Source organism: Pseudomonas sp. GM55, from assembly GCF_000282395.1.
GTDB classification, from domain to species: Bacteria; Pseudomonadota; Gammaproteobacteria; order Pseudomonadales; family Pseudomonadaceae; genus Aquipseudomonas; species Aquipseudomonas fluorescens_CC.
Genome location: NZ_AKJJ01000051.1, coordinates 101,593 through 123,083, shown reverse-complemented (window position 1 = coordinate 123,083; position 21,491 = coordinate 101,593). Strand labels below are relative to the sequence as shown.

Annotated in this window: 19 protein-coding genes and 2 tRNA genes; 20 read left to right on the top strand and 1 reads right to left on the bottom strand. The window is 58.7% G+C overall.

Going from position 1 to position 21,491, the window contains the following annotated elements; genetic code table 11:
• The first annotated feature begins 293 nt into the window (after nt 1-293).
• From dnaJ to PMI31_RS14410, 6 genes are all read left to right on the top strand, one after another.
• Nucleotides 294-1,418 (top strand): molecular chaperone DnaJ, encoded by a 1,125-nt coding sequence (dnaJ, locus tag PMI31_RS14435; RefSeq protein ID WP_008018791.1) that lies wholly within the window; start codon nt 294-296, stop codon nt 1,416-1,418.
• Between the two features lie 9 nt (nt 1,419-1,427).
• A complete protein-coding gene (gene dapB, locus PMI31_RS14430; RefSeq protein ID WP_008018790.1) occupies nt 1,428-2,234 on the top strand; it encodes a 4-hydroxy-tetrahydrodipicolinate reductase in 807 nt (268 codons plus the stop codon).
• Nucleotides 2,235-2,493: 259 nt separating this feature from the next.
• A complete protein-coding gene (gene carA, locus PMI31_RS14425) occupies nt 2,494-3,630 on the top strand; it encodes a glutamine-hydrolyzing carbamoyl-phosphate synthase small subunit (protein ID WP_008018789.1) in 1,137 nt (378 codons plus the stop codon).
• A 116-nt stretch (nt 3,631-3,746) separates the two neighbouring features.
• Entirely contained in the window at nt 3,747-6,968 is a 3,222-nt protein-coding gene (gene carB, locus PMI31_RS14420) for a carbamoyl-phosphate synthase large subunit (RefSeq protein WP_008018788.1), read from the top strand.
• 2 nt (nt 6,969-6,970) lie between these two features.
• Nucleotides 6,971-7,447, top strand: a complete 477-nt coding sequence (greA, locus tag PMI31_RS14415) for a transcription elongation factor GreA (protein ID WP_043302388.1) — start codon at nt 6,971-6,973, stop codon at nt 7,445-7,447.
• Nucleotides 7,448-7,475: 28 nt separating this feature from the next.
• A complete protein-coding gene (locus tag PMI31_RS14410; protein WP_008018786.1) occupies nt 7,476-7,880 on the top strand; it encodes a hypothetical protein in 405 nt (134 codons plus the stop codon).
• Between the two features lie 9 nt (nt 7,881-7,889).
• On the opposite strand, the gene PMI31_RS14405 is transcribed toward PMI31_RS14410, so the two are convergent.
• Nucleotides 7,890-8,198, bottom strand: a complete 309-nt coding sequence (locus tag PMI31_RS14405) for a YhbY family RNA-binding protein (RefSeq protein WP_007942889.1) — start codon at nt 8,196-8,198, stop codon at nt 7,890-7,892.
• A gap of 105 nt (nt 8,199-8,303) precedes the next feature.
• On the opposite strand from PMI31_RS14405, the gene rlmE reads away from it, so the two are divergent.
• The 14 genes from rlmE to rpsO all read left to right on the top strand — a co-directional run bounded on the left by rlmE (nt 8,304) and on the right by rpsO (nt 21,338).
• On the top strand, nt 8,304-8,936 hold the full coding sequence (gene rlmE / locus PMI31_RS14400) for a 23S rRNA (uridine(2552)-2'-O)-methyltransferase RlmE (protein ID WP_008018785.1): 633 nt from the start codon (nt 8,304-8,306) through the stop codon (nt 8,934-8,936).
• Between the two features lie 199 nt (nt 8,937-9,135).
• Nucleotides 9,136-11,046 carry an ATP-dependent zinc metalloprotease FtsH gene (gene ftsH / locus PMI31_RS14395; RefSeq protein WP_033047686.1) on the top strand — a complete coding sequence of 637 codons (1,911 nt, stop codon included), beginning with the start codon at nt 9,136-9,138 and terminating at the stop codon, nt 11,044-11,046.
• Between the two features lie 8 nt (nt 11,047-11,054).
• Complete coding sequence (gene folP, locus PMI31_RS14390) at nt 11,055-11,906, top strand: dihydropteroate synthase (protein ID WP_008018784.1); 852 nt, start codon at nt 11,055-11,057, stop codon at nt 11,904-11,906.
• Nucleotides 11,907-11,922: 16 nt separating this feature from the next.
• The gene (glmM, locus tag PMI31_RS14385; protein ID WP_008018783.1) at nt 11,923-13,260 is read left to right on the top strand and encodes a phosphoglucosamine mutase; all 1,338 of its coding nucleotides are present in this window, start codon (nt 11,923-11,925) and stop codon (nt 13,258-13,260) included.
• 66 nt (nt 13,261-13,326) lie between these two features.
• Entirely contained in the window at nt 13,327-14,082 is a 756-nt protein-coding gene (gene tpiA / locus PMI31_RS14380) for a triose-phosphate isomerase (RefSeq protein WP_008018782.1), read from the top strand.
• Nucleotides 14,083-14,086: 4 nt separating this feature from the next.
• Nucleotides 14,087-14,470, top strand: a complete 384-nt coding sequence (gene secG / locus PMI31_RS14375; RefSeq protein ID WP_043302381.1) for a preprotein translocase subunit SecG — start codon at nt 14,087-14,089, stop codon at nt 14,468-14,470.
• Between the two features lie 22 nt (nt 14,471-14,492).
• Nucleotides 14,493-14,578, top strand: a tRNA-Leu gene (locus PMI31_RS14370).
• 97 nt (nt 14,579-14,675) lie between these two features.
• Nucleotides 14,676-14,752, top strand: a tRNA-Met gene (locus PMI31_RS14365).
• A gap of 138 nt (nt 14,753-14,890) precedes the next feature.
• On the top strand, nt 14,891-15,349 hold the full coding sequence (gene rimP, locus PMI31_RS14360) for a ribosome maturation factor RimP (protein WP_007973115.1): 459 nt from the start codon (nt 14,891-14,893) through the stop codon (nt 15,347-15,349).
• A gap of 59 nt (nt 15,350-15,408) precedes the next feature.
• A complete protein-coding gene (nusA, locus tag PMI31_RS14355; RefSeq protein ID WP_007988680.1) occupies nt 15,409-16,890 on the top strand; it encodes a transcription termination factor NusA in 1,482 nt (493 codons plus the stop codon).
• A 27-nt stretch (nt 16,891-16,917) separates the two neighbouring features.
• Nucleotides 16,918-19,443 (top strand): translation initiation factor IF-2, encoded by a 2,526-nt coding sequence (gene infB, locus PMI31_RS14350; RefSeq protein ID WP_008018781.1) that lies wholly within the window; start codon nt 16,918-16,920, stop codon nt 19,441-19,443.
• 159 nt (nt 19,444-19,602) lie between these two features.
• Nucleotides 19,603-20,004, top strand: a complete 402-nt coding sequence (gene rbfA, locus PMI31_RS14345) for a 30S ribosome-binding factor RbfA (RefSeq protein ID WP_007973108.1) — start codon at nt 19,603-19,605, stop codon at nt 20,002-20,004.
• Nucleotides 20,005-20,007: 3 nt separating this feature from the next.
• Complete coding sequence (gene truB, locus PMI31_RS14340; RefSeq protein WP_008018780.1) at nt 20,008-20,925, top strand: tRNA pseudouridine(55) synthase TruB; 918 nt, start codon at nt 20,008-20,010, stop codon at nt 20,923-20,925.
• 143 nt (nt 20,926-21,068) lie between these two features.
• A complete protein-coding gene (gene rpsO / locus PMI31_RS14335; RefSeq protein ID WP_011332409.1) occupies nt 21,069-21,338 on the top strand; it encodes a 30S ribosomal protein S15 in 270 nt (89 codons plus the stop codon).
• Nucleotides 21,339-21,491 lie beyond the last annotated feature (153 nt).

Sequence of the window (21,491 nt, the reverse complement as noted above, 5' to 3'; positions counted from 1 at the left end):
GTTGGTCGGCCGGTTGACTGCCTTTGGGCGGTGACTGGTAGGATGTCGCCGCGCGGGAGCTTGCTCCCGCGTTGGCGTGTCTGGAATACGCGAATTTTTACAGCATGCGACGAAGTTCGGATGCTGGTGGTATGGCCGGGAATGCTCCTGCTTTTCGAGCCGCAAGTACCGCATTGAATCAAAGACCAGGATCGTTGAATTGACGTGAGTTGGGTCCGGGCCTGTATTGGGGCTCAACGAGTTCGGCAGACTCAGGAGGGTTTTGTCGGACGTCCTCAAGAGTGCAAAGACTTATGGCAAAGCGTGACTATTACGAAGTGTTGGGTGTTGAGCGTGGCTCAAGCGAAGCGGACCTGAAAAAGGCCTACCGTCGCCTGGCGATGAAGCATCACCCGGACCGTAATCCCGATGACAAGGCGTCGGAAGAGAAATTCAAGGAGGCCAACGAGGCCTACGAAGTGCTGTCGGACTCCAGCAAGCGCGCGGCATACGACCAGTACGGCCATGCCGGTGTCGACCCAAGCATGGGCGGCGGCGGTGCCGGGTTCGGTGGTCAGAACTTCTCCGACATCTTTGGCGATGTCTTCAGTGATTTCTTCGGTGGTGGTCGCGGCGGCTCCCGTGGTGGCGCTCAGCGCGGCAGTGACTTGCGCTACACCCTGGAACTGGACCTCGAGGAGGCGGTGCGCGGTACGACCGTGAACATCCGCGTTCCGACGCTGGTCAACTGCAAGCCTTGCGACGGCTCCGGTGCCAAGAGAGGCTCTGCGCCGGTGACCTGCCCGACTTGCGGCGGTATCGGCCAGGTGCGCATGCAGCAGGGCTTCTTCTCGGTGCAGCAGACCTGCCCGCGCTGCCATGGCCAGGGCAAGATCATTTCCGATCCGTGCGATTCCTGCCACGGCGAAGGTCGTGTCGAAGAGTACAAGACCCTGTCGGTGAAAGTGCCGGCCGGTGTCGATACCGGTGACCGCATTCGTCTGTCCGGCGAAGGCGAGGCGGGTGCCCAGGGTGGCCCGACTGGCGACCTGTACGTGGTGATCAATGTGCGTGAGCACGCGATCTTCCAGCGTGACGGCAAGCATCTGTTCTGCGAAGTGCCAATCAGCTTCGTCGACGCTGCGCTGGGTGGCGAGCTGGAGATTCCGACCCTTGATGGTCGCGTCAAACTGAAGATCCCTGAAGGGACCCAGACCGGCAAACAGTTCCGTGTTCGTGGCAAGGGTGTCGCACCCGTGCGCGGTGGCGGTGCCGGTGACCTGATGTGCCGTGTGGCGGTCGAGACTCCGGTCAACCTGAGCCGTCGCCAGCGCGAAATGCTCGAGGAGTTCCGCAGTTCACTGGCAGATGACAACAGTCACTCGCCGAAAACCACTGGCTGGTTCGAAGGCGTCAAGCGCTTCTTCGGCGATTTGTAAGGAGTCGGCATGCGACGTATAGCTGTGATGGGCGCTGCCGGGCGCATGGGTAAAATCCTGGTCGAGGCGGTGCAGCAGCGCGCGCCTCTGACCGGTCTGACGGCAGCCGTTGTGCGCCCTGGCAGCACGCTGATTGGCGTGGATGCGGGTGAGCTGGCTTCGCTGGGGCGCATTGGTGTGCCGCTGACCGGAAGCCTGGAGTCCGTGGCGGAAGAGTTCGATGTGTTGATCGACTTTACGCTGCCGGAAGTCATGCTGAAAAACCTGGCCTTCTGCCGCAAGGCGGGCAAGGCCATGGTGATCGGCACCACCGGGCTGGATGCTGCGCAGAAGCAGTTGCTGGCTGAAGCGGGCAAGGATATTCCCATTGTGTTCGCTGCCAACTTCAGCGTTGGTGTGAACCTGTCGCTGAAGCTGCTGGATATGGCTGCACGCGTGCTGGGTGATGAGGCGGATATCGAAATCATCGAAGCGCATCACCGTCACAAGATCGATGCGCCGTCCGGTACGGCCCTGCGCATGGGTGAAGTGATCGCTGGTGCGCTGGATCGTGATCTGCAGAAGGTCGCGGTTTATGGTCGTGAAGGCCATACCGGTGCGCGTGAGCGTGAAACCATCGGTTTTGCCACCGTGCGCGGTGGTGATGTGGTTGGCGATCACACGGTGCTGTTTGCCTGCGAAGGTGAGCGTCTGGAAATCACCCATAAGGCCTCCAGCCGCATGACCTTCGCCAAGGGCGCGGTACGTGCTGCTTTGTGGCTGGACGGGCGTGAACCTGGTCTTTACGACATGCAAGACGTGCTCGACCTGCGTTAAGATGCACCCGAAATCGGGCTCGCGCACAGCGTTTGAGCCCGTTTTTACCCCGCCAAGCGACGTCCTGTCGCATTCTCCAGCCTTTAAGGCTCATTGGCGGTAGACCAAAAATGCCTTTTTCTGTAAGCTACAGCTTTAGTGTGTCCACTAAAAGCGCGCAGAATAATTCAGTGAAGAAGCGGGGTGACGTGTCCATACGTCACTCCGCTTTTTTACAACCTGCGATCGCCCTTTCAGGCTTTATTTACGGGAGGTCTTCTTGACTAAGCCAGCCATACTCGCCCTTGCTGATGGCAGCATTTTTCGCGGCGAAGCCATTGGAGCCGACGGTCAAACCGTTGGTGAGGTGGTGTTCAACACCGCAATGACCGGCTATCAGGAAATCCTTACCGATCCTTCCTACGCCCAACAAATCGTTACCCTGACTTATCCGCACATCGGCAATACCGGCACCACGCCGGAAGACGCCGAGTCCAACCGCGTCTGGTCTGCCGGCCTGGTCATCCGTGACCTGCCACTGGTGGCGAGCAACTGGCGTAACACGATGTCCCTGTCCGACTACCTGAAGGCCAACAACGTTGTGGCCATCGCCGGTATCGACACCCGCCGCCTGACGCGCATCCTGCGTGAAAAAGGCGCGCAGAACGGCTGCATCATGGCCGGTGACAACATTTCCGAAGAAGCCGCCATCGCCGCCGCCCGGGGTTTCCCTGGTCTCAAGGGCATGGACCTGGCGAAAGTCGTCAGTACCAAGGAAAGCTACGAGTGGCGCTCGACTGTCTGGGATCTGAAAACCGACAGCCACGCGACCCTGGAAGCCTCCGAGCTGCCGTACCACGTTGTGGCCTACGACTACGGCGTCAAGGTGAACATCCTGCGCATGCTGGTCGAGCGCGGTTGCCGCGTGACCGTCGTGCCTGCGCAAACGCCTGCTGCCGAAGCGCTGGCGCTGAAGCCGGACGGCGTGTTCCTGTCCAACGGCCCTGGTGATCCGGAGCCTTGCGACTACGCGATCCAGGCGATCAAGGACGTGCTGGAAACCGAAATTCCGGTCTTCGGTATCTGCCTCGGTCACCAGCTGCTGGCCCTGGCCTCCGGCGCCAAGACCCTGAAAATGGGGCACGGCCACCACGGTGCCAACCACCCCGTCCAGGATCTGGACAGCGGCGTGGTGATGATCACCAGCCAGAACCACGGTTTTGCCGTAGACGAAGCGACCCTGCCAGCCAACGTTCGCGCGATCCATAAGTCGCTGTTCGACGGCACCCTGCAGGGTATCGAGCGTACCGACAAGAGCGCCTTCAGCTTCCAGGGTCACCCTGAAGCCAGCCCTGGCCCGAACGACGTAGCGCCATTGTTCGATCGCTTCATCAACGAGATGGCCAAGCGACGCTGATCGCTCGTCCTTGATGTAGCACAGCTTGAGGGCGGCCCCGATACCGGTGGCCCCCTCAAGTCAGAGATTGAACAAGACGGCTTGCCGACTGACCTGCGGATTTGAGTGACAAACCCATGCCAAAACGTACAGACATTAAAAGCATCCTGATTCTCGGCGCTGGCCCGATCGTGATCGGCCAGGCCTGCGAATTCGACTACTCCGGCGCCCAGGCCTGCAAGGCCCTGCGCGAAGAGGGTTACCGCGTCATCCTGGTGAACTCCAACCCGGCCACCATCATGACCGACCCGGCCATGGCCGACGCCACCTACATCGAGCCGATCAAGTGGCAGACCGTTGCCAAGATCATCGAGAAAGAGCGTCCGGACGCATTGCTGCCAACCATGGGTGGTCAGACCGCTCTGAACTGCGCCCTGGACCTGGAGCGCGAAGGCGTTCTGGAGAAGTTCGGCGTAGAGATGATTGGCGCCAACGCCGACACCATTGACAAGGCTGAAGACCGCTCGCGTTTCGACAAGGCGATGAAATCCATCGGCCTGGCGTGCCCGCGTTCCGGTATCGCCCACAGCATGGAAGAGGCCAATGCGGTCCTCGAGAAGCTCGGCTTCCCGTGCATCATTCGTCCGTCCTTCACCATGGGCGGCACCGGTGGCGGTATCGCTTACAACCGTGAAGAGTTCGAAGAAATCTGCGCCCGTGGTCTGGACCTGTCGCCGACCAAGGAGCTGCTGATCGACGAATCGCTGATCGGCTGGAAAGAGTACGAGATGGAGGTTGTCCGCGATAAGAAGGACAACTGCATCATCGTCTGCTCCATCGAAAACTTCGACCCGATGGGCGTGCACACCGGCGACTCGATCACCGTGGCTCCTGCACAGACCCTGACCGACAAGGAATACCAGATCCTGCGTAACGCCTCCCTGGCGGTACTGCGCGAGATCGGCGTGGAAACCGGTGGTTCCAACGTTCAGTTCGGCATCTGCCCGAACACCGGCCGCATGGTCGTGATCGAGATGAACCCGCGCGTTTCCCGTTCTTCGGCACTGGCCTCGAAGGCCACTGGCTTCCCGATCGCGAAGGTCGCGGCCAAATTGGCTGTTGGTTACACCCTCGACGAACTGTCGAACGACATCACCGGCGGCAAGACCCCGGCGTCCTTCGAGCCGTCCATCGACTACGTTGTCACCAAGTTGCCACGCTTTGCCTTCGAGAAGTTCGCCAAGGCTGACGCGCGCCTGACCACTCAGATGAAGTCGGTCGGTGAAGTCATGGCCATCGGCCGTACCTTCCAGGAATCCCTGCAGAAAGCCCTGCGCGGCCTGGAAGTCGGTGTTTGCGGCCTGGACGAGAAGGTTGATCTGGGCAATCCGGAAAGCATGAGCGTACTCAAGCGCGAGCTGACCGTACCGGGCGCCGAGCGTATCTGGTACGTGGCGGACGCAATGCGCGCCGGCATGAGCGTTGAAGACATCTTCGGCATGACCATGATCGATCCTTGGTTCCTGGTTCAGATGGAAGATCTGATCAAGGACGAAGAGAAGGTCAAGACCCTGGGGCTGACCAGCATCGACCGCGATCTGATGTTCCGCCTCAAGCGCAAAGGCTTCTCCGATATGCGCCTGGCCAAGCTGCTGGGCGTGACCGAGAAGAGCCTGCGTGCTCATCGTCACAAGCTTGAAGTGTTCCCGGTCTACAAGCGCGTCGACACTTGCGCCGCCGAGTTCGCCACCGACACCGCTTACCTGTACTCGACGTACGAAGAAGAATGCGAAGCCGCACCATCGGGTCGCGACAAGATCATGATCCTGGGCGGCGGTCCGAACCGTATCGGCCAGGGCATCGAGTTCGACTATTGCTGCGTACACGCGGCACTGGCCCTGCGCGATGACGGGTACGAGACCATCATGGTCAACTGCAACCCGGAAACCGTATCCACCGACTACGACACCTCCGATCGCCTGTACTTCGAACCAGTGACCCTGGAAGATGTGCTGGAAATCGTCCGCGTCGAGAAGCCGAAAGGCGTGATCGTCCAGTACGGCGGCCAGACCCCGCTGAAACTGGCTCGTGCCCTGGAAGCCGCTGGCGTGCCGATCATCGGCACCAGCCCTGATGCAATCGACCGTGCCGAAGACCGTGAACGCTTCCAGCAGATGGTCCAGCGCCTGAACCTGCGTCAGCCGCCAAACGCCACCGTGCGCAGCGAAGACGAAGCCATTCGTGCCGCCAGCAAGATCGGTTACCCGCTGGTGGTGCGTCCGTCCTACGTACTGGGCGGTCGTGCGATGGAAATCGTTTACGAAGAAGAAGAACTCAAGCGCTACCTGCGTGAAGCTGTTCAGGTGTCCAACGACAGCCCGGTGCTGCTGGACCACTTCCTCAACTGCGCCATCGAAATGGACGTGGATGCGGTCTGCGACGGCAAGGACGTGGTGATCGGTGCGATCATGCAGCACATCGAGCAGGCCGGTGTTCACTCCGGTGACTCCGCGTGCTCGCTGCCGCCGTACTCGCTGCCGGCCCACATCCAGGACGAGATGCGCGAACAGGTCAAGAAAATGGCCCTGGAACTCGGCGTGGTCGGCCTGATGAACGTTCAGTTGGCGCTGCAAGGCGAAGACATCTACGTCATCGAAGTCAACCCGCGTGCTTCCCGTACCGTACCGTTCGTATCCAAGTGCATCGGCGTTTCCCTGGCGATGATCGCAGCACGCGTGATGGCCGGTAAAACCCTGAAAGAGCTGGGTTTCACCAAGGAAATCATCCCGAACTTCTACAGTGTGAAAGAGGCGGTGTTCCCGTTCGCCAAGTTCCCTGGCGTTGACCCGATCCTCGGCCCTGAGATGAAGTCCACCGGTGAAGTGATGGGCGTGGGTGACACCTTCGGCGAGGCGTTCGCCAAGGCCCAGATGGGTGCCAGCGAAGTGTTGCCGACCGGCGGTACTGCGTTCATCAGCGTCCGTGACGACGACAAGCCGCTGGTTGCGGGCGTGGCCCGTGATCTGATCAACTTGGGCTTCGAAGTGGTTGCCACTGCCGGTACTGCCAAGCTGATAGAGGCTGCAGGCCTGAAAGTGCGCCGTGTGAACAAGGTGACCGAAGGTCGTCCGCACGTGGTCGACATGATCAAGAATGACGAAGTCACGCTGATCATCAACACCACCGAAGGTCGTCAGTCGATCGCTGATTCGTACTCCATTCGTCGTAATGCCCTGCAGCACAAGATTTACTGCACCACCACCATTGCTGCTGGCGAAGCTATCTGTGAAGCGCTGAAGTTCGGTCCCGAGAAGACCGTGCGCCGCTTGCAGGATCTACACGCAGGATTGAAGGCATGAGCATAACGAAGTACCCAATGACTGTTCAGGGCGCTCGCGCCCTGGAAGAAGAGCACATTCACCTGACCAAGGTCGTCCGTCCGAAGCTCAGCCAGGACATCGGTACGGCCCGCGAGTTGGGTGACTTGAAGGAAAACGCCGAATACCACGCTGCCCGTGAGCAGCAGGGTATGGTCGAGGCGCGGATCCGTGATATCGAAGGCCGCATGCAGAATGCGGTGATCATCGATGTGACGACCATTCCTCACTCCGGCAAGGTGATTTTCGGCACAACCGTCGAAATCGCCAACGTCGAAACCGATGAAAGCGTGACTTACCAGATCGTTGGTGAGGACGAGGCTGACATCAAGCTCGGCAAGATCTCTGTCGGCTCGCCGATTGCCCGCGCCTTGATTGCCAAGGAAGAGGGTGATGTGGTTGCAGTCAAGACGCCTGGCGGCGTTATCGAGTACGAGATTGTCGAAGTTCGCCACATCTGAAGGCCGGCGCCCGCTTCGTGCGGGCGCCATGCTTTGGCAGCTGACCCAGATGTTGTGGGTCGGCGGCTTGTGGCTGTTGCAAATCGGTCTGTTGCCGGTGCTGGGGCGAATTGGCCTGGCGCCGCTACTGATCGACGAAATCGCAGGCACGCTCAATGCGTTGATAGTGGGGTTCGCCACGGCGTGTTTGATTTTTCAGGCTTTGGTGCTGATTAAGGCCGAGGGTCTTGTCAGTCTATGGCGGGATATTCGCGGGCAACTGTTGTTGATGGCGCTGTGCGCGTGCGCGATGTACTTCGCGGTGCGTTTTGGCTGGCCGGATGCCGTGCGTTGGCAGGCGTTCAGCTATCTTGTTCTGGGCTTTACCGGAGTGGTGCTGGTGCTGCAACCGGTGCCGGGGTGGAGTGGCGGGGTGCGCGAAGCACACCCTTGACCCTTGCCATCACTTGAAGCGATGGACGTTCGACAGCTGCTTGTTGACGCTGAAGTTCTTGCGGTAGATCAGTGCCATCTTGCCGATGACCTGAACCAGATCCGCTTTGCCGACCTTGCAGAGCTCTGCAATGGACGCCAGGCGCGATTCGCGATCGAGGATGTTGAGCTTGATCTTGATCAGCTCGTGATCCGCCAAAGCGCGTTCGAGTTCGGCTAACACACCTTCAGTCAAACCATTGTCTGCCACAATCAATACTGGTTTCAGATGGTGGCCAATGGATTTGTACTGTTTCTTCTGCTCTTGAGTGAGCGGCATAATCTGACCCCTGCGTCTGATCTTGTAAAAAGCGGCGGCCAGTTTACCCGAGCGAGTCCGGGACCGCCCAGTTAATCACGACCCGTTTTATTTCCGAGGTATCCCGTGGCCCGTTCCAAGACAAGCCTTAACTGGCTGAAAGAACATTTCAACGACCCATTCGTCAAAATGGCACAAAAAGACGGGTACCGTTCCCGTGCCAGCTACAAGCTGCTGGAGATCCAGGAAAAGGACCGGCTGATCCGTCCGGGCATGAGCGTAATCGACCTTGGTGCGGCCCCCGGTGGGTGGTCCCAGGTGACCAGTCGTCTGATTGGTGGGCAGGGGACGCTGATCGCTTCTGACATTCTGGAAATGGACAGCATCCCGGACGTGACCTTCATTCAGGGCGACTTTACCGAGGATGCCGTGCTGGCTCAGATCCTCGAGGCCGTCGGAAATAAGGAAGTAGACCTTGTGATTTCCGACATGGCCCCCAATATGAGTGGATTACCAGCCGTAGACATGCCGCGAGCAATGTTCCTGTGCGAGTTGGCACTGGATCTCTCGACTCGGGTGCTCAAGCCCGGTGGTGATTTTTTGATCAAGATCTTCCAGGGCGAAGGCTTCGACGAGTTCCACAAGAGCGTTCGCCAGCAGTTCGAGAAGGTGCAGATGCGCAAGCCGACCTCGTCGCGCGACCGTTCTCGCGAGCAGTACCTGCTGGGCCGTGGTTTCCGCGGACGCAGTGAGGGTTGAGTGAGTTTTCGATCGGGGTGATAGGATTTTTGTATTACGCCTTGTCAGAATTAGCGAATATTGTGTAGGAAGTGTTTCACAAAGGGTTACAGACGGCGCCTGCCAAGTCGTAGGTAATGTAGTAAGTTAGGCCGGTGAATATCATGCGAAGCGCGCGCCAGTAGCGGAGCTTGCTTCAGAGGGTAGTTAATTGAACGATATGGCAAAGAATTTGATCCTGTGGTTGATCATCGCGGCTGTCCTGGTGACGGTGATGAACAACTTCTCCAGCCCTAACGAGCCGCAGACCCTCAACTATTCCGACTTCATCCAGCAGGTCAAGGATGGCAAGGTCGAGCGCGTGGCGGTTGATGGCTACGTGATTACCGGCAAACGCAACGATGGCGACAGCTTCAAGACCATTCGTCCTGCGATCCAGGACAACGGCCTGATCGGCGACCTGGTGGATAACCACGTCGTGGTTGAAGGCAAGCAGCCTGAACAGCAAAGCATCTGGACTCAGCTTCTGGTTGCCAGCTTCCCGATCCTCGTGATTATCGCCGTGTTCATGTTCTTCATGCGGCAGATGCAGGGCGGTGCGGGTGGCAAGGGCGGGCCGATGAGCTTCGGTAAAAGCAAGGCGCGCCTGCTCTCCGAAGATCAGGTGAAAACGACCCTGGCTGACGTTGCCGGTTGCGACGAAGCCAAGGAAGAAGTTGGTGAGCTGGTCGAGTTCCTGCGCGATCCGGGCAAATTCCAGCGCCTGGGCGGCCGCATTCCTCGCGGCGTGCTGATGGTTGGTCCTCCGGGTACCGGTAAAACCTTGCTGGCCAAGGCCATCGCTGGCGAAGCCAAAGTACCGTTCTTCACCATTTCCGGCTCCGACTTCGTCGAAATGTTCGTCGGTGTGGGTGCCAGCCGTGTTCGCGACATGTTCGAACAGGCCAAGAAACACGCTCCGTGCATCATCTTCATCGACGAAATCGATGCGGTCGGTCGCCATCGTGGTGCTGGCATGGGTGGTGGTCACGACGAGCGCGAACAGACTCTCAACCAATTGCTGGTCGAGATGGATGGCTTCGAAATGAATGACGGCATCATCGTGATTGCTGCAACCAACCGTCCCGATGTACTGGACCCTGCGTTGCTGCGTCCAGGCCGTTTCGACCGTCAGGTTGTGGTTGGTTTGCCAGACATTCGTGGTCGCGAACAGATTCTCAAGGTTCACATGCGCAAAGTGCCAATGGGCGACGACGTTGCTCCGGCCGTGATCGCTCGTGGTACTCCAGGCTTCTCCGGTGCTGACCTGGCCAACCTGGTCAACGAGGCGTCGTTGTTCGCTGCCCGTGCCGGCAAGCGCATCGTCGAGATGAAGGAATTCGAACTGGCGAAAGACAAGATCATGATGGGCGCCGAGCGCAAATCCATGGTCATGTCCGAGAAGGAAAAACAGAACACGGCTTATCACGAAGCGGGCCACGCCATTGTGGGTCGTGTCGTGCCTGAGCATGATCCGGTGTACAAGGTGTCGATCATCCCGCGCGGTCGTGCGCTGGGTGTAACCATGTTCCTGCCGGAAGAGGATCGTTACAGCCTGTCCAAGCGTGCATTGATCAGCCAGATCTGCTCGCTGTACGGCGGTCGTATCGCGGAAGAAATGACCCTGGGCTTCGATGGCGTGACCACTGGTGCTTCCAACGACATCATGCGTGCCAGCCAGATTGCGCGGAACATGGTGACCAAGTGGGGCCTTTCGGAAAAACTCGGTCCGTTGATGTACGCCGAAGAAGAGGGTGAAGTGTTCCTCGGTCGCGGTGGTGGCGGTCAGAATGCAAGCTTCTCTGGTGAGACAGCCAAGCTGATCGACTCCGAAGTGCGCAGCATCATCGATCAGTGCTATGGCACGGCGAAGCAGATTCTCACGGACAACCGTGACAAGCTCGATGCGATGGCCGATGCCTTGATGAAGTACGAAACGATCGATGCCGAGCAGATCGACGACATCATGGCGGGCCGTACACCTCGCGAGCCGCGCGACTGGTCGGGTGGCACGGGTACTTCCGGTACGCCTCCGGTGGTGCAGGATGAGCGTCCGGAAACACCGATCGGTGGTCCTGCTGCTGACGTATAAGGTTTGAAATGACTTCTGTTCAGTCCTCGACCCGGTTGCCTTGCGGCAACCGGGTTCTTGATTTGGCCCAGACGCACGTCATGGGTATTCTCAATGTCACTCCTGATTCTTTCTCCGATGGTGGCCAATACAGCCAGCTCGACGCGGCGATGCGCCATGCCGAAGCCATGGTGGCGGCTGGCGCGACGCTGATCGATGTCGGCGGCGAATCCACCCGCCCTGGTGCCAGGGCGGTGTCGCCGCTGGAGGAGCTGGAGCGCGTAGCGCCCATTGTCGAGCGCATCGGTCGCGAGCTTGACGTCATCATCTCGGTCGACACCTCCACGCCAGCCGTCATGCGTGAAACTGCGCGTCTGGGTGCCGGGTTGATCAATGATGTGCGTTCGTTGCGTCGCGACGGTGCACTGGATGCTGCAGCGGCCACTGGGCTCCCTGTTTGCCTGATGCATATGCTGGGAGAGCCCGGCGATATGCAGGACAATCCACAGTATCAGGACGTTACAAGGGAAGTCGGTGAGTTTCTCGCCGAGCGCATGGTCCAATGCTCATTGGCGGGTATTGCAGCTGAGCGGATCATTCTTGATCCCGGCTTTGGCTTCGCCAAAACCTTGCAGCACAATCTGAGTTTGTTCAAGCATATGGATGCCTTGCATGCCTTGGGGCGGCCCTTGTTGGTCGGGGTCTCGCGAAAGAGCATGATTGGTCAGGCGTTGAATCGACAGGTGGGAGACCGGCTGTATGGTGGTTTGGCACTCGCGGCACTGGCTTCGGCGAAAGGTGCGCGTATATTGCGCGTCCATGATGTAGCCGAGACAGTGGATGTGGTGCGGATGATCGCCGCAGTGGAATCAGCCGAATAAGAATGATGGAGCACCTATGAGCAAAAAATATTTTGGCACCGATGGTATTCGTGGGCGTGTCGGGGAATACCCGATTACTCCTGATTTCATGCTCAAGCTCGGCTGGGCTGCAGGTATGGCGTTCCGCAAGATGGGCGCCTGCAAGGTCCTGGTAGGCAAGGACACCCGGATCTCCGGCTACATGTTCGAGTCTGCGCTGGAGGCGGGGCTTACCTCCGCAGGTGCCGATGTAATGCTCCTTGGTCCGATGCCGACCCCGGCGATTGCCTATCTGACCCGCACCTTCCATGCCGAGGCTGGCATCGTGATCAGTGCGTCGCACAATCCGCATGATGACAACGGCATCAAGTTCTTCTCCGGCAAAGGCACCAAGCTTCCGGATGAAGTCGAGCTGATGATCGAAGAATTGCTCGATACGCCAATGACCGTGGTGGAATCGAGCAAGATCGGCAAGGTGTCGCGAATCAACGACGCGTCAGGGCGCTATATCGAATTCTGCAAGAGCAGCGTGCCGACCGGCACCAGCTTCACCGGCTTGAAAATCGTGCTCGATTGCGCTCACGGTGCGACTTACAAAGTCGCACCGAGTGTGTTCCGCGAGTTGGGTGCCGAAGTCGTTGTGCTGTCTGCGCAACCGAATGGATTGAACATCAACGACAATTGCGGTTCGACCCATATGGGGCCGCTGCAGGCTGCCGTCGTGGCTGAGCAGGCCGACCTGGGTATTGCCTTCGATGGTGATGGTGACCGCGTTCAGATGGTCGATCACACGGGAGCAGTGGTGGATGGCGACGAATTGCTGTTCATCATTGCCCGTGATCTGCATGAGCGCGGCAAGCTGCAGGGCGGCGTGGTCGGAACCCTGATGAGTAACCTGGGGCTGGAACTGGCCCTGGCCGATCTGGGCATTCCACTTGTGCGTGCCAATGTCGGTGACCGCTATGTCATTGCCGAGCTGTTGGAGCGCAACTGGATCGTGGGTGGTGAAAACTCCGGGCACATCGTGTGCTTCAGCCACACCACCACGGGTGATGCAATCATTGCCGCGCTGCAGGTGTTGATCGCGTTGCGCACGCGTGAGGAAAGCCTGGCGCAGACCCGGCAGGCGCTGCGCAAGTGCCCGCAAGTGCTGATCAATGTGCGTTTCGGTGGCGGCGCAAGCCCTCTCGAACATCCGTCGGTCAAGGAAGCCAGCGAGCGTGTGACCAAGGCCATGGCGGGTCGGGGGCGTGTGCTGTTGCGCAAGTCCGGGACCGAGCCGCTGGTGCGCGTGATGGTCGAGGGCGAAGACGAAGCACAGGTTCGTGGCTATGCCGAAGAGCTGGCAAAACTGGTTACTGAAGTTTCTGCCTGAATTCGGCTTGCCAGCCATGATTGTGTTGGGTAACATCTGCGCCCACTTTGACCGACGAGGTACAGCATGCGTCGCCCTATGGTAGCTGGTAACTGGAAGATGCACGGTACCCGCGCCAGCGTCGCTGAGCTGATCAACGGCCTTCGTGACCTGGCCTTGCCGGGCAGTGTTGATGTCGCGGTATTCCCGCCTTGCCTGCATATCAATCAAGTGATTGATGGCCTGGAAGGAAAGTCGATTTCGGTCGGCGCGCAGAATTCTGCGGTGGAATCCGGGCAAGGTGCGTTGACCGGTGAAGTTGCACCGAGTCAGTTGGTGGATGCAGGTTGTTCCCTGGTGCTTGTCGGGCACTCCGAACGCCGCCAGATCATGGGCGAGCAGGACGGAATGCTGATCCGCAAGTTCGCAGCGGCACAGGCATGTGGCTTGATTCCGGTGTTGTGCATAGGGGAAACCCTTGAGCAGCGTGAAGCCGGAAAGACTCTTGAGGTTGTCTCGCGTCAGCTGGGCAGTATCATTGAGGAGCTGGGTGTCGGTGCCTTTGCCAAGGCAGTGATCGCTTACGAGCCGGTCTGGGCCATTGGCACCGGGCTGACTGCAACGCCACAACAGGCGCAGGATGTGCATGCAGCCATTCGCGCCCAGTTGGCGGCAGAGAATTCTGAAGTCGCGCAAGGTGTGCGGCTTCTATACGGCGGCAGCGTGAAGGCGGCCAATGCGGTCGAACTGTTCGGCATGCCGGATATCGATGGGGGCCTCATTGGTGGGGCTTCCCTGAATGCAGATGAGTTCGGTGCGATTTGTCGCGCCGCGGGAAACTGAAAAAATGCTGGAAACAGTCGTAGTCGTTTTTCATCTGCTGGGTGCATTGGGCGTAGTAGCTCTGGTTTTGCTGCAGCAGGGTAAAGGTGCGGACGCTGGCGCGTCTTTCGGAGCAGGTGCATCAAATACTGTGTTCGGAAGCCAAGGTTCCTCTACCTTTCTTAGTAAGTTTACTGCTATACTTGCCGCAGGTTTTTTCATGACCAGCTTGGGGTTAGGTTACTTTGCTAAAGAGAAGGCTCACCAGCTGACTCAAGCAGGTCTGCCAAATCCAGCGGTACTGGAAGTTCCAAAGCAACAACCGGCTTCTGATGATGCCCCGGTGCTTCAAGAGCAAAAGTCGGCTACTCCAGCGACTGACGTGCCTCCAGCTCAAGAGCAGAAGTAAGAAGGGTTTCAAACGTAGTATTGCCGAGGTGGTGGAATTGGTAGACACGCAACCTTGAGGTGGTTGTGCCCATAGGGTGTAGGGGTTCGAGTCCCCTTCTCGGTACCAATTAGTCAGGAGAGCCCGCTGTTGCGGGCTTTCTTGCAGGTGGAAGGTTACATTGACCCTGTAGGGGATCGGTCGTATACTTCCGCCCCAGCTTTGTCGCGGGGTGGAGCAGTCTGGTAGCTCGTCGGGCTCATAACCCGAAGGTCGTCGGTTCAAATCCGGCCCCCGCAACCAGTTTAAGGAGCCCCTTTTAAGGGGCTTTTTGTTAGCTGGACACTTTCAACGCCGCTGTTCAACGGCGTTTCAAGGATGGGCGTTTAGCCCATTTTTTTATTTTGCATAGCATGCACATACATGCACTAGGGGGTTCAGGTGTCGAGCAAGCTAGAAGAGTTGCAGGCCTTGCTGGCCCCGGTGGTCGTGGCCCTAGGCTATGAATGCTGGGGTATTGAGTTTTCGGCCCAGGGTCGTCACTCGATGTTGCGCGTTTATATCGATAAAGAGGGCGGCGTGCTGGTGGACGATTGCGCCATCGTCAGCCGTCAGATCAGCGGTGTTCTGGATGTTGAAGATCCAATCTCCGTTGAATACACCCTTGAAGTTTCCTCGCCTGGCATGGAACGCCCGCTGTTCACTCTTGAGCAGTTTGCAAAATTTGCCGGTGAACAAGTGAAGATCAAGTTGCGCTCGCCTTTTGAAGGACGACGCAACTTTCAGGGCCTTCTGCGCGGCGTAGAAGAGCAGGATGTCGTGGTGCAGGTAGAAGACCATGAGTTCCTGTTGCCGATCGATATGATCGACAAGGCCAACATTATTCCCAGTTTTGACTGAGGCGTGCCAGATACTGCGGATCCCGCGGATCCAATGGCTTGCGAAAGGCGAGGCGTACGATGAGCAAAGAAGTACTGCTGGTTGTTGAGTCGGTATCCAACGAAAAAGGTGTACCGGCAAACGTTATTTTTGAAGCGCTGGAGCTGGCCTTGGCCACTGCAACCAAAAAGCGTTTCGAAGACGAAGTTGATCTGCGTGTGGAAATCAATCGCCACACGGGTGCATACGAGACATTCCGTCGCTGGACGGTCGTCGAAGAAGCAGACCTGGACGATCCGGCCATCGAAACCTGGCCGAGCAAGGTTGCTGAAACGCACCCTGGCGCCAAGGTCGGTGACGTCGTCGAAGAGAAAATCGAGTCCATCGAGTTCGGCCGCATTGCTGCACAGACTGCCAAGCAAGTCATCGTGCAGAAAGTTCGCGAAGCCGAGCGCGCTCAGGTTGTTGACGCTTACCGTGAGCGCCTGGGTGAAATCATCTCCGGCACCGTGAAAAAAGTCACCCGCGACAACGTGATCGTTGATCTGGGCAACAACGCTGAGGCGTTGCTGGCCCGTGAAGACATCATTTCTCGCGAAACTTTCCGGGTTGGCGTGCGCCTGCGTGCGCTGCTCAAGGAAATCCGCACCGAGAACCGCGGCCCGCAGCTGATCCTGTCGCGTACCGCGCCGGAAATGCTGATCGAGTTGTTCCGCATCGAAGTGCCGGAAATTGCCGAAGGCCTGATCGAAGTGATGGCTGCGTCCCGTGATCCGGGTTCGCGCGCCAAGATCGCCGTTCGCTCCAAGGACAAACGCATCGACCCGCAAGGCGCTTGCATCGGTATGCGCGGTTCGCGCGTCCAGGCAGTGTCGGGTGAGTTGGGTGGTGAGCGTGTTGACATCGTTCTGTGGGACGACAACCCGGCTCAGTTCGTGATCAACGCCATGTCCCCGGCCGAGGTTGCGGCAATTATCGTTGACGAAGATGCCCACGCAATGGACATCGCCGTTGGCGCAGACAATCTGGCTCAGGCCATCGGTCGCGGTGGTCAGAACGTGCGTCTGGCCAGCCAGTTGACTGGCTGGACCCTGAACGTGATGACCGAATCGGACATCCAGGCTAAGCAGCAAGCAGAAACCGGCGACATCCTGCGCAACTTCATCGACGAGCTGGAAGTCGACGAAGAACTGGCTCAGGTGCTGGTTGATGAAGGCTTCACCAGCCTGGAAGAGATTGCCTACGTACCGTTGGAAGAAATGCTCAACATCGACGGCTTTGACGAGGAAATCGTCAACGAGCTTCGCGCTCGTGCCAAGGATCGCTTGTTGACCAAAGCCATCGCTACTGAGGAAAAGCTGGCAGACGCCCATCCGGCCGAAGACCTGCTCTCGCTTGAGGGTATGGACAAGGATTTGGCGATGGAACTGGCGGTGCGCGGCGTAATTACCCGCGAAGACCTGGCCGAGCAGTCTATTGACGACCTGCTCGACATCGACGGCATTGACGATGATCGTGCCGGCAAGTTGATCATGGCCGCCCGAGCCCACTGGTTCGAGTAATTAGGCGCGGCCTGAGGAGAGAAGTGCATGACGCAAGTCACGGTGAAACAACTGGCCGATGAGGTCAAAACACCGGTAGAGCGCCTGTTGCAGCAGATGCGTGAGGCAGGTCTGCCGCACACCGCCGCCGAAGAAAGTGTGACTGACAGTGAGAAGCAATCGTTGCTGACTCACTTGAAAAGCAGTCACAAGGCGAAAGTGGAAGAACCACGCAAGATTACGCTGCAGCGTAAAACCACCAGCACCCTGCGTGTTGCTGGCAGCAAAAGCATCAGCGTTGAAGTACGCAAGAAGAAAGTCTTCGTACAGCGCAGCCCGGAAGAAATCGAAGCCGAGCGCAAGCGTGAACTGGATGAACGTCGCGCAGTAGAAAATGCTGCACGTCAGAAGGCTGAAGAAGAAGCCAAGCGCCGCGCCGAAGAAGAAGCGCGTCGCCAGCCTGCTGCTGCGTCGACCGCTCCTGTTGAAGCTGTTGCAGCGCCTGTTGCGGTTGCCGAGCCTGTGCGCGAAAGCGCTCCGGTTGTTGCGGCTGCCCCGGCTCCTGCAGCGGACACTCGCAAGCGCGACGAACAGCGTCGTCCGGACAAGCCACGTGCCGACGACAACAATCGTCGCGGTGGCGGCGATGGCGAGCGCAAAAACGCTCCGCATCGTGCTTCGGTCAAGGAAAAGGCGCCTGCGCCACGCGTTGCCCCACGTACTACCGACGAAGAAAGCGATGGCTTCCGTCGTGGTGGTCGCGGCAAGGCCAAGCTGAAGAAGCGCAACGCCCACGGTTTCCAGAGCCCAACCGGCCCTGTCGTGCGCGAAGTGAAGATCGGCGAGACCATCACTGTTGGCGATCTCGCTCAGCAGATGTCGGTCAAGGCTGCTGAAATCATCAAGTTCATGTTCAAGCTGGGTACCCCTGCGACCATCAACCAGGTACTGGATCAGGAAACTGCCCAGCTGGTTGCCGAAGAGCTGGGCCACAAAGTGACCCTGGTCAGCGACACCGCCCTGGAAGATTCCCTGGCCGAGTCCCTGAAGTTTGAAGGTGAAGCGGTTTCCCGTGCGCCGGTCGTGACCGTAATGGGCCACGTTGACCACGGTAAGACTTCCCTGCTCGACTACATCCGTCGTGCCAAGGTTGCTGCTGGCGAAGCCGGTGGTATCACCCAGCACATCGGTGCGTACCACGTTGAAACCGACCGTGGCATGGTGACGTTCCTCGACACCCCTGGTCACGCCGCGTTTACCGCGATGCGTGCCCGTGGTGCCAAGGCGACCGACATCGTGATCCTGGTGGTTGCAGCGGACGACGGCGTGATGCCGCAAACCATCGAAGCTGTTCAGCACGCTCAGGCTGCTGGCGTTCCGCTGGTTGTCGCTGTGAACAAGATCGACAAGCCAGGTGCTGACCTCGATCGCATCCGTAGCGAACTGTCGGTACACGGCGTGACGTCGGAAGAGTGGGGTGGTGACACGCCATTCGTACCGGTCTCGGCAAAAATGGGTACTGGCGTCGACGAGCTGCTCGAAGCGGTACTGCTGCAAGCCGAGGTCCTGGAACTGACTGCAACTCCGTCGGCTCCTGGCCGTGGTGTGGTAGTTGAATCCCGTCTCGACAAGGGCCGCGGCCCGGTGGCCACCGTTCTGGTTCAGGACGGTACCCTGCGTCAGGGCGACATGGTCCTGGTCGGTTCGAACTATGGCCGCGTTCGCGCCATGCTCGACGAGAACGGCAAGCCAATCAAGGAAGCCGGTCCGGCCATCCCTGTCGAGATCCTCGGCCTGGACGGTACCCCGGACGCTGGCGACGAGATGAGCGTGGTTGCCGACGAGAAGAAAGCCCGTGAAGTGGCTCTGTTCCGTCAAGGCAAGTTCCGCGAAGTCAAACTGGCTCGCGCTCACGCCGGCAAGCTGGAAAACATCTTCGAAAGCATGGGCCAGGAAGAGAAGAAGACGCTCAACATCGTCCTCAAATCCGACGTCCGTGGTTCGCTGGAAGCGTTGAACGGTGCCTTGAATGGCCTGGGTAACGACGAAGTGCAAGTGCGTGTGGTCGGTGGCGGCGTCGGTGGTATCACCGAGTCCGATGCCAACCTGGCACTGGCCTCCAACGCTGTACTGTTCGGCTTCAACGTGCGTGCCGATGCCGGCGCGCGCAAGATCGTCGAGCAGGAAGGCCTGGACATGCGTTACTACAACGTGATCTACGACATCATCGAAGACGTCAAGAAAGCCCTGACCGGTATGCTCGGCAGCGATGTTCGCGAGAACATTCTGGGTATCGCCGAAGTGCGTGACGTGTTCCGTTCGCCGAAGTTTGGCGCGATCGCAGGTTGCATGGTGATCGAGGGTGTCGTTCACCGTAACCGTCCAATCCGTGTACTGCGTGAAGACATCGTTATCTTCGAAGGCGAGCTGGAATCCCTGCGTCGCTTCAAGGATGACGCTTCCGAAGTACGTGCCGGCATGGAATGCGGTATCGGCGTGAAGAGCTACAACGACGTCAAGGTCGGTGACAAGATCGAAGTCTTCGAGAAGGTGCAGGTTGCTCGCAGCCTCTGACTCGCGCACTTCAAGAGCCGTGACGGGTAGCCGCATGCAAGTGCGCAGCTCGTCATCAGGACTCTAAACGCAACGCCCGGTCTGGCTTTTGTCAGGCCGGGCGTTTGCCGCTTTCAGACCTCACGGGTTTCACCGTGGGGCAGTAACAGGTAACAATACATGGCAAAAGAATACAGCCGTACCCAGCGTATCGGCGATCAGATGCAGCGTGAGCTGGCACAACTGATCCGTCGTGAAGTCAAAGACCCGCGCGTCGGCCTGGTCACCATTACCGCAGTGGAAGTCAGCCGTGACGTCGGTCACGCCAAGATCTTCATCACCGTGATGGGGCAGGACAGCGCCGAAGAAATCGCACAAAGCATCAAGGTGCTGAACTCTGCCGCCGGTTTCCTGCGCATGCAGCTGGCTCGCGAGATGAAGCTGCGCAGCGTTCCACAGCTGCACTTCCACTACGACGAAAGCGTCGTGCGTGGTGCGCATCTGTCGGCACTGATCGAGCGCGCAGTGGCTGAAGACAATCAGCATCCGGTTGCGGCAGAAGCCGAAGACACCAAGGAGTAATCGGTGGCTCAGGTCAAACGTATCCGTCGTAACGTCAGCGGCATTATCCTGCTCGACAAGCCGCTGGGGTTTACCTCCAACGCGGCCTTGCAGAAGGTTCGCTGGTTGCTGAACGCCGAAAAGGCAGGTCATACCGGCAGTCTCGATCCCCTGGCCTCCGGCGTTTTGCCGTTGTGCTTCGGCGAGGCGACCAAGTTCTCGCAGTACCTGCTCGATTCCGACAAGGGTTATGAAACCCTGGCGCAGCTGGGCAAGACGACCACCACGGCAGATGCCGAAGGTGAAGTTTTGCAGGAGCGCCCGGTGACCGTTGGTCGCGCCGACATCGAGGCTGTTCTGCCGAAATTTCGTGGGCAAATCAGTCAGATACCGCCGATGTACTCGGCACTCAAGCGTGATGGCCAGCCGCTGTACAAGCTGGCTCGTGCAGGCGAAGTAGTGGAGCGCGAACCGCGTTCTGTTACTATTACGCGCTTGGAATTGCTGGCCTTCGAAGGTGATACTGCGCGGCTGGCGGTGGATTGCAGCAAAGGCACCTATATCCGTACCCTGGTGGAGGATATCGGTGAGCAACTCGGTTGTGGCGCTTACGTTGCTGAACTACGACGTACCCAGGCCGGGCCATTCACCCTGGCGCAGACGGTTACCCTGGAAGAGCTGGAAGCGGTACATGCCGAAGGCGGCAACGAAGCGGTCGATCGCTTCCTGATGCCATCGGACAGCGGCCTGCTGGATTGGCCACTGTTGCAGTTCTCGGAAGCGAGCGCGTTCTACTGGCTCAACGGCCAGCCGGTACGTGCCCCGGATGCTCCGAAGTTCGGCATGGTGCGGGTACAGGATCACAATGGTCGCTTCATCGGTATCGGTGAAGTGAGCGAAGACGGGCGTATCGCGCCACGTCGACTGATTCGGTCAGAATGACCGGAAACCGGTCTGTGTAACAGCAGGCCGGCGAGTGTGGCTGTCAACAGGCACGGTCACTACTCATTTATAGATACAGGGATTTGTCCCTGGCCTGTTGAAACTGTTTTTCTGAAACAGTTTCCTGATAAAAGGATTGCCTCATGGCTCTCGACGTTCAAGAAAAAGCTCAAATCGTTGCTGACTACCAGCAAGCCGTTGGTGACACTGGTTCGCCAGAAGTGCAAGTTGCACTGCTGACCGCCAACATCAACAAACTGCAAGGTCACTTCAAGGCCAACGGTAAAGACCACCACTCCCGTCGTGGTCTGATCCGCATGGTTAACCAGCGTCGTAAGCTGCTGGACTACCTGAAAGGCAAGGACGTGAGCCGTTACAGCGCTCTGATCGCTCGCCTGGGTCTGCGTCGCTAATAAGCGATTGCGCTAGAGGTTGGTTGTCTGTCGTGCGTCAGCGGGTTTCCCGCCAGCGCATGGCAGGCTTCCAGCCTCAAGTTTTATCTGGATACCTGCTTTACCTGTGTGAGTGTACTCCGGACAACCGGTCGGGTCGATTCCCGGCGTTGC

Excerpts from the sequence above, each read along its gene's own strand:
- dnaJ (WP_008018791.1), top strand. The coding sequence starts at position 294 with ATGGCAAAGCGTGACTATTACGAAGTGTTGGGTGTTGAGCGTGGCTCA.
- ftsH (WP_033047686.1), top strand. The coding sequence starts at position 9,136 with ATGGCAAAGAATTTGATCCTGTGGTTGATCATCGCGGCTGTCCTGGTG.
- secG (WP_043302381.1), top strand. The coding sequence starts at position 14,087 with ATGCTGGAAACAGTCGTAGTCGTTTTTCATCTGCTGGGTGCATTGGGC.
- rbfA (WP_007973108.1), top strand. The coding sequence starts at position 19,603 with ATGGCAAAAGAATACAGCCGTACCCAGCGTATCGGCGATCAGATGCAG.
- glmM (WP_008018783.1), top strand. The coding sequence starts at position 11,923 with ATGAGCAAAAAATATTTTGGCACCGATGGTATTCGTGGGCGTGTCGGG.
- tpiA (WP_008018782.1), top strand. The coding sequence starts at position 13,327 with ATGCGTCGCCCTATGGTAGCTGGTAACTGGAAGATGCACGGTACCCGC.
- carB (WP_008018788.1), top strand. The coding sequence starts at position 3,747 with ATGCCAAAACGTACAGACATTAAAAGCATCCTGATTCTCGGCGCTGGC.
- rpsO (WP_011332409.1), top strand. The coding sequence starts at position 21,069 with ATGGCTCTCGACGTTCAAGAAAAAGCTCAAATCGTTGCTGACTACCAG.
- folP (WP_008018784.1), top strand. The coding sequence starts at position 11,055 with ATGACTTCTGTTCAGTCCTCGACCCGGTTGCCTTGCGGCAACCGGGTT.
- dapB (WP_008018790.1), top strand. The coding sequence starts at position 1,428 with ATGCGACGTATAGCTGTGATGGGCGCTGCCGGGCGCATGGGTAAAATC.
- PMI31_RS14410 (WP_008018786.1), top strand. The coding sequence starts at position 7,476 with ATGCTTTGGCAGCTGACCCAGATGTTGTGGGTCGGCGGCTTGTGGCTG.
- infB (WP_008018781.1), top strand. The coding sequence starts at position 16,918 with ATGACGCAAGTCACGGTGAAACAACTGGCCGATGAGGTCAAAACACCG.
- PMI31_RS14405 (WP_007942889.1), bottom strand. The coding sequence starts at position 8,198 with ATGCCGCTCACTCAAGAGCAGAAGAAACAGTACAAATCCATTGGCCAC.
- nusA (WP_007988680.1), top strand. The coding sequence starts at position 15,409 with ATGAGCAAAGAAGTACTGCTGGTTGTTGAGTCGGTATCCAACGAAAAA.